Origin of the sequence: Pseudoxanthomonas sp. PXM04, assembly GCF_014851695.1 — a bacterium.
Classification (GTDB): Bacteria; Pseudomonadota; Gammaproteobacteria; order Xanthomonadales; family Xanthomonadaceae; genus Pseudoxanthomonas_A; species Pseudoxanthomonas_A beigongshangi.
Genome location: NZ_JACVAG010000003.1, coordinates 327,200 through 343,436, shown reverse-complemented (window position 1 = coordinate 343,436; position 16,237 = coordinate 327,200). Strand labels below are relative to the sequence as shown.

The window sequence follows — 16,237 nt, the reverse complement described above, 5'->3', positions numbered from 1 at the left end:
CATGCTGCAGGAAACCATCATCGCCGCCGCAGCCGGGGGCAACAACGCCGCGAGTGCCCTCACCAACATGGGCTTCGAGCACCTGATCACCGAAATGGTGCAAAAGCCCGGCGAGTACGCCGTCTCCTGGGCAGTGCTGCTCATCCTGGTCGCGATGTCGGCCATGTCCTGGTACTGGACCGTCATCAACTCGCTCAAGAGCGTGCGCCTGAAGGGCCAGGCCGACCGCGTCGTCAGCACCTTCTGGGAAACCCCGAACGCGCAGGACGCCATCCGCCTGATGGAAGAACAGCCGAAGAACGAGCCGTTCTCCAAGATCGCCCTGGACGCCGCCCAGGCCGCCGCCCACCACCAGCGTGCCGAAGGTTCCAGCGCCGGTCTGGGTGAAGCCCTGAGCCGTTCCGAGTTCGTCGACCGCGCCCTGCGCCAGGCCGTCACCCGCGAGAGCGCCAAGCTCCAGAGCGGCATGACCCTGCTCGCCACCGTCGGTGCGACCGCCCCGTTCGTGGGTCTGCTGGGTACGGTGTGGGGCATCTACGGCGCCCTGATCCGCATCGGCGCCACCGGCCAGGCTTCGATCGACGCCGTTGCCGGCCCGGTGGGTGAAGCGCTGATCATGACCGCCATCGGTCTGTTCGTCGCCATCCCGGCCGTGTTCGCCTACAACTTCTTCAGCAAGACGAACAGCTCGACCATCTCCAAGTTCGATACGTTCGCCCACGATCTGCACGACTTCTTCGCCACCGGCTCGCGCGTCCGCTAAGCCGCAGGCAACAGCAGTCCCACGCACATCGACTAGCATTGACGGAGCCCGAAAATGGCTTTCAGTAGTGGTAATAGCAGTGGCCCGATGGCCGAGATCAACGTCACGCCCCTCGTGGACGTGATGTTGGTGCTGCTGATCATCTTCATCATCACCGCGCCGCTGATGTCGCATAAGGTGAAGATCGAACTGCCCGAGGCCAACCTCGTGCAGAACGAAGAGGACAAGAAGGCTCCGCCGGTTCCGCCGATCACCATCTCGGTGAAGGAGGATGGCTCGCTGTATTGGAACGACGAGAAGATCGGCAAGGAAATCCTTGAGTCGCGTCTGTCCAGTACGGCGCAGCTGCAGCCGCAGCCCAAGCTCAATCTGCGTGGTGATCGCACCACCAAGATGCGCACGATCACCGAGGTGACGAAGATCGCGCAGGGCCAGGGCATGCTGGATATCGGCTACGTCGCTACCAAAGAGAAGGGTCAGTAAGCCATGGCATTCAGTAGTGGTGGAAGCAAGGGCCCCATGGCCGACATCAACGTCACGCCCCTCGTGGACGTGATGCTGGTGCTGTTGATCATCTTCATCGTGACCGCGCCGATCATGACCTACCCGATCGACGTGGCCCTGCCGCAGCGCGTGATCAACCCGCCGCCGCAGTTGAAGGAACCGCCGCCGCCGATCGATCTGCGCATCGATGCGGGTGGCTCGGTTTACTGGAACAACTCGCCTGTCAACGTGCGCGATCTGCAGCAGCGCATGGAGCAGGAGATCCAGCGTGATCCGACCAACCAGCCGGAACTGCGCATCGACGCGAACCCGGACGCCCAGTACGACGTGATGGCGAAAGTACTGGCCGCGGCCAAGAACGCTCAGATGCAGAAAATCGGTTTCGTGCAGTAGTACGCATAGACGCAAACCTGTTGAACGCCGCCTTCGGGCGGCGTTTTTTTTGGCCGTTCTCCGCGGAAGCTAGTCCTTGTAGGAGCGACGTCAGTCGCGACCGGAATCCAGCATCTGCTCACGGCGTCCTTTCGCCCGCATGGGGTTGGCTCCACAACCAACCAAGCTTCCCGGTCGCGACTGACGTCGCTCCACGGCGCTTTCCCACCCTCTTGCCAGGAGGCAACAGGCAGGCGTAGCGTGGAGTCGACCCGACGCGAAAGGAGTACGCCATGGCTTTCTCCGCAACCGCACGTCCCTCCGCCCTGGCGGAGATGAATGTCACCCCGTTGGTCGATGTCATGCTGGTCCTGCTGATCATCTTCATGGTGACGGCTCCGCTGCTCTCGCGGCCACTGGACCTGTCCCTGCCACAGGGTAGGGATACGCCCTCGCCCGACAAACCCAGCATCCTCAGTCTGGATGTCGCCGCCGATGGCACGTTGCGGCTGGACGATCGTCCGCTTTCGGCGCGGGATCTGCGCGTGCGCCTGGACGATGCGCTGCGCAGCGACCCGAAGACGGTGCTGACCTTGAGCGCTTCGCCCGATGTGGACTATCAGCAAGTGGTTACCGCCCTGGCCGAAGTCCGTGCCAGCGGGATCGAGCAGGTGTCCTGGCGCGGGGAGCGCTGATTCGCGGGCGGTTGCCCTGAAACGGCCAGGCGAACCTCAGTGCTTCGCCTGTGCCGCGCGTACCGATTCGAGGATGGCCAGGTAGTTCTGCACCGTGCGGTGCAGGCCCGCGTACAGCGCCTCGCCGATCAGGGCGTGGCCGATGGAAACCTCGAGCACGCCGGGCACGGCTTCCAGGAACTCCTGCAGGTTGGCCTGGCTGAGATCGTGGCCGGCATTGACTCCCATGCCCAGCGAGCGCGCCTGGCGCGCCGTCTGGATGCAGTGCGCCAGTTCCGCCTCCGCGTCGCCGGCGGCCATCGCCTCGGCGAACGGTCCGGTATAGATCTCGATGCGGTCGGCGCCGATGGCGGCCGCCTTTTCCAGGGAAGAACAACCGGCGTCGACGAACACGCTCACGCGGCAGCCGTAGGATTTCAGCTCGGCGACGAGCGGCCGCAGGCGCTCGCCGTCACGATCGAAATCGAAACCGTGGTCGGAAGTGATCTGGCCGTCGCTGTCGGGAACCAGGGTCGCCTGGGCCGGACGCGCCTGTTCGCACAGGGCCAGGAAACCCGGATAGCCCTCGCGCGGCGGCGCGAACGGGTTGCCTTCCAGGTTGAGCTCCACCTGGCTTTCGCGGGTCAGCTCGGCCAGTCCGTGGACATCATCGGCGCGGATGTGGCGCTGGTCGGGCCGCGGATGCACGGTGATGCCATGCGCGCCGGCATACAGGCAGGCGCGGGCGGCGCGCACGACATCCGGCTCGCTGCCGCCGCGCGAATTGCGCAGCACCGCGATCTTGTTGACGTTGACGCTCAGGAGGCTCATGCCGGCTTCCCTGCGGAACAAGGTTCGCCTCTCACAGCGGGGGTGGTCCCGGCGGCGGCACCGTGCCCTGCTTGCGCGCCTCGGCCAGTTCGCGCAGGCGACGCAGTTCGGTGGGGTCGATCATGTGCGATTCGTCGCGCTGGCTGTCGCCCATCCGTGCGGCGTACCAGCCGACGATCCATGCGACGAACAGGCCCAGCGACGCGATCAGGCCGACCACCATCAATGCGGTGGACGTGGTGCGCATGGACAGCACCAGCGCGCCGGCGGCGAACAATAGATAGAGCCAGTGCATGACCGTCCCTCCCCTGGATGGCGGGAGTTTACAACGCCCGGCGATGGCGTGAAGCGTTGCGGATCACAACAGCGGGGAGGTCAGTCGCGCCAGCGCCTCCGGCAGGCGGTGCCGCCACAATGACCGCCGACGTTCCGGGCTGACCGGCCTCGAGGATGCGAATTCACCCTCCAGCAACTGCGCCAACTGGCCGGCCAGGCCGCGGTCGCGGAACAGCATCGAGATCTCGAAATTCAGCCGGAAGCTGCGGTGATCGAAGTTGGCGCTGCCGATCAGGGCCAGGTTGTCGTCGCACAGCAGCGCCTTGCTGTGCATCATGCGCGGCCCGTATTCGTAGACCTTCACGCCGGCGGCCAGCAGTTCATCGAAATAGGAACGCGCCGCGTAGGTGACCAGCCGCGAGTCGCTCATCCGCGGCACCAGCAGGCGCACGTCCAGTCCGCCCAGCGCCGCCGAGGTCAACGCCATCCGCGCCGCCTCGCCCGGGACGAAATAGGGCGTCACCAGCCATACCCGCGACTTCGCTTCGTGGATGGCGGACACGTAGGTGCGGTGGATCGGCTCCCAGGACGAATCCGGTCCCGATACCAGGGTCTGCGCCGCGATGCCGCCCTCGATGCCGTTGTCGGTCGCATGCCACAGGCGCGTGCCCTGGAAATCCTTGCGCTTCTGGCCGGTGGCGTACACCCAATCCTCGACGAACACCTGCTGCACGCTGCGCACCACGTCGCCTTCCATCCGCAGGTGCAGATCCCGGTAGGCATCGGGCCGCAGCGATTCGTCTTCCTCGTCGGTGATGTTGATGCCGCCGGTGAAGGCGATGCGGCCGTCGACCACCACGATCTTGCGGTGGGTGCGCAGGTTGACCCAGGGACGGGTGAATGGCCGGAACCGGGTCGGGTGGAACCAGGCGCTCTCGCCGCCGGCCTCGTGCAGCGGCTGGAGGAAGCGCCGGCCCACCTGCGAGGAGCCGACCGCGTCCAGCAGCAGCCGCACCTTCACCCCTTCCCGCGCCTTGGCGATCAACGCTTCCAGCAGGCGCTGGCCGCAGCGATCCGGGTTGTAGATGTAGTACTCCAGATGGATGTGGTTGGTGGCCTGGCGGACCGCGTCCAGGATGGCTTCGTAGGTCGCCGAGCCGTCCACCAGCAACTGCACCGAGGTGGCGGTGGACGGCGGCAGGCCGGTGGTGGTCTGGGCCAGCATCGCCAGTTCGGTGCAGCCCTCATCGACCGGGCAGAACGTCTCGTAGGTATCCATTCCCGTGCGTGACTGGTGCCGGCGCAGCTGCTGGCGCTTGATCTTCTGCGGCCCCAGCAGGAAGTAGATCAGGTAGCCGATGTAGGGCAGCAGCGACAGCGACAGCACCCAGCTGAGGGTGGCGACGGGCTCGCGCTTCTGCAGCACGATCCAGCCGCACAGCGGGATCAGGTAGAGCAGCCAGGCGGCGGTGAGCCAGCGGTTCAGGTGCGGGATGGACAGGAAGGCATCCCACCAGGCGTGCAGGGTTTCCAGCATGGCGAGATTCTATGCGGTGTTGCCCATGCGGTGTCGCCGCCGCTGAGACGCCGGCGGCGTAACCTGCATGGATGGGCGAGATGATCAAAGGCCGCGGTTCCACGGGACACCTGCCCGGCCGGTTCGCCGTGACCACGGCGCAGGCCGAGGACGACGGTTGGCACGAGCGGGACCGCGAGGACGAGATCGCGTCCTCGCCGGCGACCCGGGTGACCGAGGAGCGCGCACGCAGCATCATCAGCCGCAACCAGTCGCCGGACATTCCGTTCCAGCAATCGCTCAATCCCTACCGGGGCTGCGAGCATGGTTGCTCGTACTGCTTTGCCCGGCCGAGCCACGCCTATCTGGACCTGTCGCCCGGCCTGGACTTCGAGACCCGGATCTTCGCCAAGACCAACGCGTCGGAACTGCTGCGCAAGGAGTTGGCGAAGCCGGGCTACCGGTGCAGCCCGATCGCGCTGGGCATCAATACCGACGCCTACCAGCCGACCGAGCGGAAACTGGGCCTGACCCGGCGCATCATCGAGGTGCTGGCCGAAACCCGGCATCCGTTCTCGCTGATCACCAAGAATGCGCTGGTCGAGCGCGATCTGGATCTGTTGGCGCCGATGGCGCGCGAACACCTGGTGCAGGTGTATTTCTCGATCACCACCCTGGACAACCACCTGTCCGCGCGACTGGAACCGCGGGCGTCGGCGCCGCATTCGCGCCTGCGCGCCGTGCGCCGGCTGAGCGAGGCCGGCATTCCGGTCGGGGTGATGTTCGCGCCGGTGATCCCCTGGGTGAACGATGCCGAGCTGGAAGCGGTGCTGGAGGCGGCGCGGGATGCGGGCGCCGATTCCGCCGGCTACGTGCTGCTGCGCCTGCCGCACGAGGTATCGCCCCTGTTCCGTGACTGGTTGCAGACCCACCTGCCGCAGCGCGCCGAACACGTGATGAGCACCATCCAGCAACTGCGCGGCGGCAAGGATTACGACGCCCGCTTCGGCAAGCGATTCAGCGGCGACGGGGTGTATGCGGAGCTGTTGGCGCGCCGCTTCGACCTGGCCTATCGGCGACTGGGTTTCGATCGGCGCAGGCACCAGGGACTGGATGTGCGCAAGTTCGTGCCACCGCGGCCGCCCTCGCCGCAGGGGGAGCTGTTCTGAGTGGCCAAGGCATTTGTGGGAGCGACGTGAGTCGCGACCGTATCAATCCCGTCCCCGGAAAGTATCGCGACTGACGTCGCTCCCACAGGTCAGGTGCGGGATCAGCGGGCTTCGAGGTGATACCGCGCGGCCGCTTCCACCTCGTTGCGCGAGCCCAGGAACACCGGCACGCGCTGGTGCAGGTGGTCGGGTTGCAGATCGAGGATGGATTCGCGCCCGGTGCTGGCCGCGCCGCCCGCCTGCTCGACCAGCATGCCCATCGGATTGGCCTCGTACATCAGGCGCAGCTTGCCCGGCTTGCCGGGTTCCTTGCGATCCCAGGGATAGATGAAGATGCCGCCGCGGGTCAGGATGCGATGCACGTCGGCGACCATGCTGGCGATCCAGCGCATGTTGAAATCCTTGCCGCGCGGGCCTTCCTTGCCGGCCAGGAGGTCGGTCACGTAAGCCTGCATCGCCGGCTCCCAGTGACGCTGGTTGGAGACGTTGATGGCGAACTCGCGGGTGTCCTCCGGGATGCGCATGTCGCGCTGGGTCAGGACGAACGCGCCCTGTTCCCGGTCCAGGGTGAAGGCGTGGGTGCCGTGGCCGGTGGTCAGCACCAGCATCGTGCTGGGCCCGTAGATGCAGTAGCCGGCGGCGACCTGCCGGCGTCCCGGCTGGAGGAAATGCTCGTCGCCCGGCCGGCTCACGCCCTCGGGGCTGCGCAGGACCGAGAAGATGGTGCCGACCGAGACGTTGACGTCGATGTTGGAACTGCCGTCCAGCGGATCGAACAGCAGCAGGAAGCCGCCGCGCGGATAGGCGTCCGGGATCGGCTGGCTGTGCTCCATTTCCTCGGAGGCGCAGGCCGCCAGGTGGCCGCCCCAGGCATTGGCCTCCAGCAGGATGTCGTTGCTCAGCACGTCCAGCTTCTTCTGCGCCTCGCCCTGGACGTTGCCGGTGCCGGCGTCGCCCAGCACCCCGCCCAGCGCGCCCTTGCTGACCGCGATGGAGATGCTGGTGCAGGCCCGCGCGACCACCGCGATCAGCTGGCGCAGTTCGGCGTCGATGCGGCCGGCGCGCTGTTCCTCGATCAGGTAGCGGCTGAGGGAAACGGTATGGGCGGTGGGCGTGGGCATGGCAGGATGGCGGGCGGAAGAACCGCGCATTGTCCGGACATTGCGGACCAATGCAAGACCAATTTCATGGATCCGAGGGCACACCTTGATTCCGACCCCCCCGGCGGTATGGCTTTCCCTGTCTTCGGCGCTGGGCCTGGGCCTGCTGATCGGCCTGGTCCGCGAGCGCGCCGGGGGCGAGGCGCGCGCCATCGCCGGCCTGCGTACCCACGCCCTGACCGCACTGGGCGCGGCGGTCGCCGCCCAGCTTGGCCTGCCGGTGCTGCTGGTGATGCTGGCCGGGGTGGTCGTCCTGGCCGCCCTGGCGTACCTGGGCACGCGCGACCACGATGCCGGCCTGACCAGCGAGGTTGCCCTGCTCCTGACCGCCCTGCTGGGTGCGCTGGCGATGCAGTCGCCGCCGCTGGCGACCGGACTGGCGGTGGTCGCGGCACTGCTGCTGTACGCCAAGGAGCCTCTGCACCGGTTGACCCGCCAGGTGCTGAGCGAACGCGAGGTGTTCGACGGCCTGCTGCTGCTGGCCTCGGCGCTGGTGATCCTGCCGATCCTGCCGGACGAGGCGATCGGTCCGTTCCAGGCCATCAACCCGGCGACCCTGTGGAAGCTGGTGGTGCTGGTGATGGCGGTCAGCGCGCTCGGCCATGTCGCGCTGCGCCTGATCGGCAACCGCTGGGGCCTGGCCGCGGCGGGATTCTTCGCCGGCTATGTGTCCTCCACCGCGGCGGTGATCGGTTTCGGCCAGCGGGCGCGGGAAACCCCCGCGCTGCTGTCATCGACGGTGGCCGCGGCACTGCTCTCCAACCTGGCGTCGTTGAGTCTGTGCGTGCCGATCCTGTGGGCGGTGTCGCCGCCGCTGGTCATCGACCTGTGGCCCGAGCTGGCCGCGATCGGCGCGGTGTTGCTGGCCGGCGGCCTGCTGGGACTGCGCGCGGGACGCGACGATCCCGCCGCGCCGCCGACCGCGGAAAGCCGGATGTTCCGGTTCGGACAGGCGCTGGGATTCGCGCTGGTGGTGGCCGTGCTGACCTTCGTGTCGGCCGCGCTGGCGGCATGGATCGGGCCGCGTGGCGCGATGGCCGCGGCGGTGATCTCGGCGACCGCCGAATTGCACGCGGCGGTGGCGACGCTGGCCAACCAGTTCGCCCGCGGCGGCCTGAGCGACATCGAGGCGCGCTGGCTGATGCTGGCGCTGCTGGGCGCGAGCCTGGCGACCAAATCGGTGATCGCCTGGATCAGTGGCGGCGCCGCCTACGGCATGCGTGTCGCGGCTGGATTGCTGGCCGCGCTGGCGGCGGGGTTGGCGGTGCTGGTGTTGACCTGAGCGGGGAATTCCTTACTTGTGGGAGCGACGTGAGTCGCGACCGTCATCCAATCAGACACGGAATCGTCGCGACTCACGTCGCTCCCACAAGGAGAGACCGATCAGATGATCCGCAGGGTGATCGCCTTGAGCACGGCGCGGGTGCGGTCGCGGGTGCCGAGTTTGTCGAGGATGTTGGAGACGTAGTTCTTCACCGTGCCTTCGGCGAGGAACAGCGTGCGCGCGATTTCCTTGTTGGAGTAGCCACCGGCGAGCAGGCGCAGGATCGCGACTTCGCGCTCGCTGAAACGATCGCTGGACGGACTCTCGTCGTGGAACCGGTAGCGCGCGCGCACCGGATCGGTGGCGACCGGCTGCAGCAGGGTGTCGCCGGCGGCGACCCGGCGGATAGCGGCGCGCAGGTCTTCCGGCGCCGCGTCCTTGAGCAGGAATCCCTGTGCGCCGGCTTCGGCCGCGCGCAGCAGCAGGTCGCCGTCATCGAAGGTGGTCAGCAGCAGCACCGGTGTCCGGTCACCGCGCGCGCGCAGTCGCAGCAGCGCGTCGATGCCGTCCACGCCGGGCATGCGGATGTCGCTGAGGATCACGTCCACCGGGCTATCGGCGAGCCGCTCGAGCAATTCCGCGCCGCCCTCGGCCTCGAACGCCACCCGGATTTCGTCCGGCCCGTCCAGCAACGCGCGCAGGCCGGCACGGACCAGGGCCTGATCGTCGGCCAGCGCGACCCGCACGATCGCGGATCCGGACATATCACTCATGAGAAAACTCCACGGTCAGTTCCAGGTTGCCGGCCAGGCCGCGGCCGATGCGCAGATCCCCGCCGACCGCGGCGACCCGTTCGCGGATGCCGGCCAGCCCATTGCCTTCGCGCAGCAGCGCCGGGGCCTGGCCATCATCGGCGATCCGCAGCCACAGCCGCGAACCCTCGCGCCGCAGTTCGACCCACAACGTCGCCGCGCCGGCATGGCGCGCCGCGTTGGTCATGGCTTCCTGCACGATCCGCAGCACGGTCTCGGCCAGCTGCGGATCCCGGATCACCGCGTCCTCGCCGATGTTCAGCTGCATGCGAAGCTGCGGCAACGGCGCGGCCAATGCGCGCAGCGCGGTTTCCAGATCCAGCCCGCGCGAATCGCGCAGCGCCTGGACCACGTTGCGGATATCCTCCAGCAGTTCGCTGGCCAGCTGCTCGCTCAAGCGCACCTGCGGACGTCCGGCCAGCGCGGGATCGGAAGCCAGCGCGCGCAGGTTGAGCTTCATCGCGGTCAATTTGTGCCCAGCGACATCGTGCAGCTCGCGCGCCACCCGCAGGCGCTCGGCGTCGCGCGCGCTGTCGGCGAGCAACGCGCGGGTGGCGAGCAGATCGGCGTTGACCAGCGCCAGCCGATCGCGGGCGTTCTCGGCGCTGCGCGCGTAGTGGCCGATCAGCGCGGCGAAGGCCTGGAAGCCGCCGTAGATGGCGACCATGAACCAGGCCGCATCGTGCCCGGCACGGACCATCAGCAGGCCGAACACCAGGTTCGCCGCCAGCATCACCAGCAGCGCATGCAGCGGGCGCCAGGTCATCGCCAGTTGCGCGGCGACCACCACCAGCAGGACCGGCGCGGTTCCGGTGCGTGGCGCCAGTTCGATCATGAGCAAGGCGAGCAGCAGTTGCAGCCACAACAGCGCATCGCGCAGGCGCCGGCCGACGCCGGGCTGATCCAGCAGCAGGAAGGCGGCCAGGAACGCCAGCAGCGTACCCAGGCGCGGGCCGTCGAGGCCGCCGGTCTCACCGCGCATCGCCAGCATCACCGCCGCCCAGGTCAGGACGCCGGACAGATTGAGGGGTTGCAGCAGCAGCTTCAGGCGTTCGCGCATGCGGACATGCTGCCTGCCGCCGCTGGCGGACGCCACGGGCATCGCGCAAGTCGTGACTTCCGGCAGGTCGATGGCTGCTGACACCACGTTGTCAGCAGCCCCGCATCAGGATGGACCCCTGCCATTTTCAGGAGGAAATACGCATGAGCCCCCGGAGTCTGACCGCGCGCGCCCAGGACCTGCTGCCGCGCGCCTTCCACGCCTACGTTGCCGGCCTGGGACGTAGCCTGGTGAGCGGCGACCAGCTTGTCTACCCGGCGTCGCCCGGCCACCCATTGCCCGCGGAAGGCCGCCACGACTTCGATTTCCTGCACGGCCGCTGGCGGGTGCGCAACGTGCGGTTGAAGGAGCGGTTGGCCGGGTGCGAGGAATGGGAACACTTCGAGGCGCGCCAGCAGTGCGGCCCGGTGCTGGGCGGCGTCGGCAACATGGACGAGTTCGTCACCGACTGGTCGGGTGGCTATCGCGGCATGACCCTGCGCCTGTACGACCCGCTCCAGCGGCAGTGGAGCCTGTACTGGGCCAACAACCTCCAGGGCCTGCTCGAACCGCCGGTGATCGGCCGATTCGAGAACGGCGTCGGCACCTTCCATGGCCGCGATCGCCACAAGGGCCGCGAGGTGTGGGTGCGGTTCCGCTGGCACGAGATCCAGCCGGACAGCGCGCACTGGGAGCAGGCGTTCTCGCCGGATCGTGGCGGCCACTGGGAAACCAACTGGCACATGTACCTGAGCCGGGAGGCCGCATGAGCGCGCCGGTTTCCACCCGGGCCGTCGAGTTCCGCAGCTATCGCCTGCGCCCCGGTACGCGCGAAGACTTCCACCGGCTGATCACTGCCACGGTCATGCCGATGCTGCGCGGCTGGCCGATGGACGTGGTCCGGCATGGCCCATCGCCGCACGACCGCACGTCCTACCTGTTGATCCGTGCCTACGCGGATCTGGACGCGCGCCAGCGCGAGCAGGATGCCTTCTACGGCAGCGATCAATGGCGCGAGGGACCGCGCCAGGCCGTGCTCGATCTGATCGAGGAATACCTGTCGGTGGTGATCGAGATGGACACCGCCGTTGTCGATGCCCTGCGCCAGGAGTGACGTGATGCTGGATACCCTCTCCCCCACGACGGCCCGCCCTTCCCGTCCCCTCGCTGTCCCGCCGGTCGCCACCGCGGTTCCAGGCGTGATCGAACTGCGCCAGTACACCCTGCACCCGGGCCGGCGCGACGAACTGATCACCCTGTTCGAACGCGAGTTCATCGAAACCCAGGAAGCGGCCGGGATGCACCTGCTGGGCCAGTTCCGCGATCTGGACGATCCGGATCGCTTCGTCTGGTTGCGCGGATTCGCCGACATGGCGACGCGGCGGGAGGCACTGGCGCGGTTCTACCAGGGACAGGCCTGGCGCGCGAATCGCGATGCCGCCAACGCGACGATGATCGATTCGGACAACGTGCTGCTGCTGCAGCCCGCGCATCCGGGCCCGGCGTTGCGGGTGTCGACGCCGCCGCCGCCGATGGACGCGGCCGCGCCGGAGCAGGCCCGCGTCGTCATCTGCCTGCACCATTTCGATGCGCCGGTGAGCCAGGAGTGGCGGGATCATTTCGAACAGATACAACGGCCATGGCTGGAGGACATGCAGGCGCGCGTGCTTGGCACGCTGGTGAGCAGCGCCGCGCCGAACGACTACGCCGCCCTGCCGGTGCGCGAGGGCGAGCACGTGTTCGCCTGTCTCCTGCAGTTCGCCGACGAAGCCACCCACGAACGCTGCGATCGCCAGCTCCAGGCCGCCTGGCGGATCGGCGCGCAGCCGCATCGCACCGAGTTGCTGCGGCTGGCGCCCACCGCGCGTTCGCGGATGGGGTGCGACCCGCGTCCCGGTGGGGAGGCGTGAGATGCGCGCGTCCCTTTGCGTCCCCCGGCGCCGGCAAGGGATGATGCCGACATGCGCCGCGCCGACCGCCTGTTCCTGATCATCCATGCCCTGCGTGGACGCCGCACCGCCCTGCCCGCCCGTACCCTCGCCGAGACCCTGGCGGTCTCGCTGCGAACGGTCTATCGCGATGTCGCCGACCTGCAATTGTCCGGCGTGCCGATCGAAGGCGAGGCCGGCATCGGTTATCTGCTGCGCAAGGGCGCGGACATTCCTCCGCTGATGTTCAACGCCGACGAACTCGAAGCCCTGGTGGTCGGCACGCGCTTCGTCCGCGCGTTCGGCGGCAAGCGCCTGTCCGTCGGCGCGCGCTCGGCGCTGCTGAAAATACAGGCGGTGTTGCCGCCGGATCTGCAGGCGCGTGCGCAGCGCACCCGCATCTACGCGCCGGAACTGAAGGACCGCTTCGAATCCACCGGCCTGCTGGATCGCCTGCACGAAGCCATCGAGCAGCGCCGCGTGCTGCGGTTCCGCTACGCCGATCATTCCGGCGAGGAAACCGGGCGCGACATCGAGCCGCTGTGCCTGGCGTTCTGGGGCGGCAGCTGGACGCTTGGGGCCTGGTGCCGTTTCCGCCGCGATTTCCGCAACTTCCGTCCCGACCGCATCCTTCAACTGGATGAGACCGGCGAGATCTTCGCCGACGATCCCGAGCATGGCCTGGAGGCGTACTTCCGCCGGGTCGGCCCGCCGCCTTCGGATGCCTGAGTGGCGTCAGGGCATCCTGCGCCACTCCAGGCCCAGCAGGAATCCACGGTCGGGTCCGGGCTCGTAGTAACGGCCGTTGCCTTCGTTGACGATCACCGATCCGGCGTAACGCTGGTCCAGCGGGTTGTCCACGCGCAGGAACGCGCGCAGCGTATCGTCGCCGAATCGCCAGCGGCGCGCGGCTTCCAGGTGCAGCAATGCGTAGCCCGGGGCCTGCTCGCTGCCGATATCGTTCACGCTCACCCGATCCTGGGCGACGGCTTCGGCGGCCGCGCTCCAGGTCTCCGAACGCCATTCAAGCCGGCCGAAGAACTGCTGGCGCGCGATACCGGGAATCGTCGCGCCCGCCTTCACCGGCGTGTCCGGCACGGCGCAACCGCTGCGTGCGCACGTCAGGAAGCCGTCGCGGAACTCGGCATCCAGCCAGGTCCAGGCGGCCTGCCATTGCCAGTGTTCGCCGAACGACGCGCGCATGCTCGCCTCCGCGCCTTGCCGTCGCGCACGCCCCACGTTGCGATAGGTGCTGCGCCCGCCCAGGTTGCTGGCGACCGACAACTCGTCGTCGGTGTCGGCGCGGAACAGCGCGAACGCCAGGTCGCCGGCGGACCAGCGCCATTTGCTACCCAGTTCCCAGTGCCGGCTGATCGCCGGACGCAGGTCCAGCGCCAACCCGGCACCGCCATCGGCGCGATAGCCGAGTTCGTTGAAGGTCGGGGTCTCGAAACCACGTCCGCTCGACAGGTACAGGCGCCAGTCGGCGCCGGCATCGAACATCACGCCCGCGACCGGAGTGGTCTCGGCATAGCGCACGCGACCGCTGTCATCGGGGTTGGTGGCGGTGACGTAATGATCACGCGAGGCGAACCGCACGGCGCTGTGGCGCGCGCCGGCGAGCAGCGACCAGCGATCGGCGAAGCGCCACCACGCCTGCGCATACTGGTCCACGTTCTCCACCCGGTTGCGTTCGTCGCGACGCGGCCGGCCCCGCACGCCCCACTCCGCATCGATGAAATTCTCGTAACCGCGCCGGTGCTGGCGCTGGCGGTCCGCATTCACGCCCACGGTGGCCTCGAACGGCCGTGCGGCCAGTTCGCCCTGCCACGACCAGCGCGCGTCGATGCCGGCCTGGTCATTGCCCAGATCGATGACGCCGCCGCTGTTGAGCGGATTGCCCTGCGCACCGACGGGAAGCGGCAGGAACTGTTCGACATCGCGGCTGCCGGCATAGGCCGTCGCGCGCAGGCGATGACCGGCGGCCAGCGGTTGATCCAGCACCAGCCCGAGCTGATCCTGGCGCACCGACTTGCGGGTGTTGAACTGGTGCGCGGCGGCGATCGCCTGTGCCGGGTCCGCGCGCCACTGCGCCCGGGTCAGGCCGAGCGGATCCTGCGCGCGCGGCGAATCGAAATGGTTGAACACCAGATCCAGCGTGCCCTCGCCCGCCAGATCGAAACCCAGCTTGCCGTTGAACGACTCGCGCCGCGCCGCGCTGTGGTCCCGGTAGCCGTCGGTGTCGAAAATGCTGGCCGCGAGGTTGTAGTGCACCCCGCCCTGCGCGCCTGACCATTGCGCGCCCAGCGTGCGGGTCGCGTGACTGCCCACCGAGCCCCGCACCCGAAGTTCGCCTGGCGCTTCGCCGCGCGCGCTGGACAACTGCAACACTCCGCCGGAGGAATTGCCGTACAGCGCCGAGAACGGACCACGCAACACTTCCACCCGTTCGGCACCCATCAGGTTGAAATGCGACAGCTGGCCTTGCCCGTCCGGCAGCGTGGCCGGAATGCCGTCGGCATACAGCCGCACCCCGCGTACCCCGAAGGTCGCGCGCGCGCCGAAACCGCGGATCGACAACTGGGTGTCCTGCGCGTAGTTCTGCCGGTCACGCGCGAGCAGTCCGGGCACGCCGCCCAGGCGCTCGGACAGGTTTACCCCGGCGGTGGCGGCATCCTCGCGCAGATCGATCAGATCGAGCGAGGCAGGCGTGTCGAACGCCGAGACACCCTCCAGGCGCGCGGCCTGCACGGTGACACGGTCCAGGGTGCGCGCGGTGTCCTGCGCGGCCGCCGGCAAGGCGACGAGAAGGGCCAGCGCCAGCGTGGCGCGAGGTAGATGCGTCATGCGTGCATTCTAGAGTCCCGCCGTACCCTGTAGGAGCGACGTCAGTCGCGACCGGAGTCTCCGGACCACCTGCATCCCTGGAAGACCATGAAGCCAACCCGCTGTTGGAAACAGACGGCGGGCCTGATGGTGCGGTCGCGACTGACGTCGCTCCTACAGGGGAATCGGAAGTCCGGTTCAGACGTCGCCGTCGGCCAGCCAGCCTTCGCCGGTGCCACGCGTGAACACCCGGTCGCCCTCGCGCACGTCGCCGGCCGGAATGGCCTCCTGGTCGGCCAGGCGCGCGTAGATCGGGGTGAAGTCCGGCGCGGTGGCGTTCATCAGCTGCTCGAAGCTGTCGATGACGAAGTAGGTCTTCTGGTAGGTATCGATGCGGTAGCGGGTGCGCATCAGCCGCTCCAGATCGAAACCGATCCGGTTGGGCGCCGGCGATTCCAGCGAGTACAGCGATTCGCCCTTCGACGAGACGATGCCGGCACCGTAGATGCGCAGGCCGTCAGGCGTGTTGATCAGGCCGAATTCCACCGTGTACCAGTACAGCCGGGTCAGGTGGACCAGTGCCTCCGGATCGATGCCGTGCGCTTTCACCCCGCCCTTGCCGTACGCCTGCATGTAGTCGGCGAAGACGGGATTCATCAGCAGCGGCACGTGGCCGAACAGATCGTGGAACAGATCCGGTTCGGCGATGTAGTCGATCTGATCGGGGCGGCGAATCCACCAGGTGACCGGGAAACGCCGATTGGCCAGATGATCGAAGAAATCCAGTTCCGGCAGCAGGCCCTCGACGCCGATCAGGGTCCAGCCGGTGGTCGCCTTCAGCACCCGGTTGAGCTCGTCAAAGCGCGGGATGCGGTCCGGCGTCATGCCCATCGCGTCCTGTGCCTGCAGGAATTCATTGCAGGCCCGCCCGACCAGCAGCTGGCGCTGGCGTTCGTACAGCTTGCCCCAGGTGTCGTGGTCGGCGGCCGGATAGTCGGCCGGCTGCTCCACCACGGCGGTCGTGTAGACCGGCACATAGCCCTTGTCGGTCTGCTGGTGCTCGACGCGGCGGGGTTCGTTCATGGTGGGCTCCTGGCAGGGCA

General features: G+C 68.0%; 18 protein-coding genes. 10 read left to right on the top strand and 8 right to left on the bottom strand.

Annotated features, from left to right (window positions below; genetic code table 11):
- The first annotated feature begins 1 nt into the window (after nucleotide 1).
- The 4 genes from exbB (at nucleotide 2) to IB228_RS10000 (ending at nucleotide 2,334) form a co-directional block, all read left to right on the top strand.
- Nucleotides 2–763 (top strand): TonB-system energizer ExbB, encoded by a 762-nt coding sequence (gene exbB / locus IB228_RS10015; RefSeq protein WP_141454935.1) that lies wholly within the window; start codon nucleotides 2–4, stop codon nucleotides 761–763.
- A gap of 54 nt (nucleotides 764–817) precedes the next feature.
- Complete coding sequence (locus IB228_RS10010) at nucleotides 818–1,246, top strand: biopolymer transporter ExbD (protein ID WP_183639857.1); 429 nt, start codon at nucleotides 818–820, stop codon at nucleotides 1,244–1,246.
- A 3-nt stretch (nucleotides 1,247–1,249) separates the two neighbouring features.
- Nucleotides 1,250–1,660, top strand: a complete 411-nt coding sequence (locus tag IB228_RS10005) for a biopolymer transporter ExbD (protein ID WP_183639859.1) — start codon at nucleotides 1,250–1,252, stop codon at nucleotides 1,658–1,660.
- A 272-nt stretch (nucleotides 1,661–1,932) separates the two neighbouring features.
- The gene (locus tag IB228_RS10000) at nucleotides 1,933–2,334 is read left to right on the top strand and encodes a biopolymer transporter ExbD (RefSeq protein ID WP_192198274.1); all 402 of its coding nucleotides are present in this window, start codon (nucleotides 1,933–1,935) and stop codon (nucleotides 2,332–2,334) included.
- A 36-nt stretch (nucleotides 2,335–2,370) separates the two neighbouring features.
- Here IB228_RS10000 and IB228_RS09995 read toward each other — a convergent pair whose 3' ends face one another.
- The 3 genes from IB228_RS09995 to cls all read right to left on the bottom strand — a co-directional run bounded on the left by IB228_RS09995 (nucleotide 2,371) and on the right by cls (nucleotide 4,957).
- The gene (locus tag IB228_RS09995) at nucleotides 2,371–3,144 is read right to left on the bottom strand and encodes a pyridoxine 5'-phosphate synthase (protein ID WP_192198273.1); all 774 of its coding nucleotides are present in this window, start codon (nucleotides 3,142–3,144) and stop codon (nucleotides 2,371–2,373) included.
- Between the two features lie 31 nt (nucleotides 3,145–3,175).
- Complete coding sequence (locus IB228_RS09990) at nucleotides 3,176–3,439, bottom strand: hypothetical protein (protein ID WP_183639865.1); 264 nt, start codon at nucleotides 3,437–3,439, stop codon at nucleotides 3,176–3,178.
- Nucleotides 3,440–3,502: 63 nt separating this feature from the next.
- Entirely contained in the window at nucleotides 3,503–4,957 is a 1,455-nt protein-coding gene (gene cls, locus IB228_RS09985; RefSeq protein WP_183639867.1) for a cardiolipin synthase, read from the bottom strand.
- Between the two features lie 71 nt (nucleotides 4,958–5,028).
- Between cls and IB228_RS09980 the strand changes: the two genes are divergently transcribed.
- Nucleotides 5,029–6,105 (top strand): PA0069 family radical SAM protein, encoded by a 1,077-nt coding sequence (locus IB228_RS09980; RefSeq protein WP_183639869.1) that lies wholly within the window; start codon nucleotides 5,029–5,031, stop codon nucleotides 6,103–6,105.
- 101 nt (nucleotides 6,106–6,206) lie between these two features.
- Here the strand turns inward: IB228_RS09980 and IB228_RS09975 are convergent, their stop codons facing one another.
- Nucleotides 6,207–7,226, bottom strand: a complete 1,020-nt coding sequence (locus IB228_RS09975; protein WP_192198272.1) for a class 1 fructose-bisphosphatase — start codon at nucleotides 7,224–7,226, stop codon at nucleotides 6,207–6,209.
- Nucleotides 7,227–7,311: 85 nt separating this feature from the next.
- Between IB228_RS09975 and IB228_RS09970 the strand changes: the two genes are divergently transcribed.
- On the top strand, nucleotides 7,312–8,547 hold the full coding sequence (locus tag IB228_RS09970; RefSeq protein WP_192198271.1) for a DUF4010 domain-containing protein: 1,236 nt from the start codon (nucleotides 7,312–7,314) through the stop codon (nucleotides 8,545–8,547).
- Between the two features lie 101 nt (nucleotides 8,548–8,648).
- Here IB228_RS09970 and IB228_RS09965 read toward each other — a convergent pair whose 3' ends face one another.
- Nucleotides 8,649–9,293 carry a response regulator transcription factor gene (locus IB228_RS09965; RefSeq protein WP_183641321.1) on the bottom strand — a complete coding sequence of 215 codons (645 nt, stop codon included), beginning with the start codon at nucleotides 9,291–9,293 and terminating at the stop codon, nucleotides 8,649–8,651.
- Nucleotide 9,294: 1 nt separating this feature from the next.
- Nucleotides 9,295–10,401, bottom strand: a complete 1,107-nt coding sequence (locus IB228_RS09960) for a histidine kinase (protein WP_192198408.1) — start codon at nucleotides 10,399–10,401, stop codon at nucleotides 9,295–9,297.
- Nucleotides 10,402–10,544: 143 nt separating this feature from the next.
- On the opposite strand from IB228_RS09960, the gene IB228_RS09955 reads away from it, so the two are divergent.
- The 4 genes from IB228_RS09955 to IB228_RS09940 are packed head-to-tail and all read left to right on the top strand — an operon-like array spanning nucleotide 10,545 to nucleotide 13,037.
- A complete protein-coding gene (locus IB228_RS09955) occupies nucleotides 10,545–11,150 on the top strand; it encodes a hypothetical protein (RefSeq protein ID WP_203322049.1) in 606 nt (201 codons plus the stop codon).
- A complete protein-coding gene (locus IB228_RS09950; protein WP_192198270.1) occupies nucleotides 11,147–11,494 on the top strand; it encodes an NIPSNAP family protein in 348 nt (115 codons plus the stop codon). The genes IB228_RS09955 and IB228_RS09950 overlap by 4 nt, the downstream gene beginning before the upstream one ends.
- Nucleotides 11,495–11,498: 4 nt before the next feature.
- Nucleotides 11,499–12,290, top strand: a complete 792-nt coding sequence (locus IB228_RS09945) for an NIPSNAP family protein (protein ID WP_192198269.1) — start codon at nucleotides 11,499–11,501, stop codon at nucleotides 12,288–12,290.
- A 51-nt stretch (nucleotides 12,291–12,341) separates the two neighbouring features.
- A complete protein-coding gene (locus IB228_RS09940; RefSeq protein ID WP_183639877.1) occupies nucleotides 12,342–13,037 on the top strand; it encodes a YafY family protein in 696 nt (231 codons plus the stop codon).
- A 6-nt stretch (nucleotides 13,038–13,043) separates the two neighbouring features.
- Here IB228_RS09940 and IB228_RS09935 read toward each other — a convergent pair whose 3' ends face one another.
- Nucleotides 13,044–15,155: a TonB-dependent receptor gene (locus IB228_RS09935; protein WP_192198268.1), complete on the bottom strand. Its 2,112-nt coding sequence runs from the start codon at nucleotides 15,153–15,155 to the stop codon at nucleotides 13,044–13,046.
- A gap of 177 nt (nucleotides 15,156–15,332) precedes the next feature.
- Nucleotides 15,333–16,217: a phenylalanine 4-monooxygenase gene (phhA, locus tag IB228_RS09930; RefSeq protein WP_192198267.1), complete on the bottom strand. Its 885-nt coding sequence runs from the start codon at nucleotides 16,215–16,217 to the stop codon at nucleotides 15,333–15,335.
- Nucleotides 16,218–16,237: the final 20 nt, after the last annotated feature.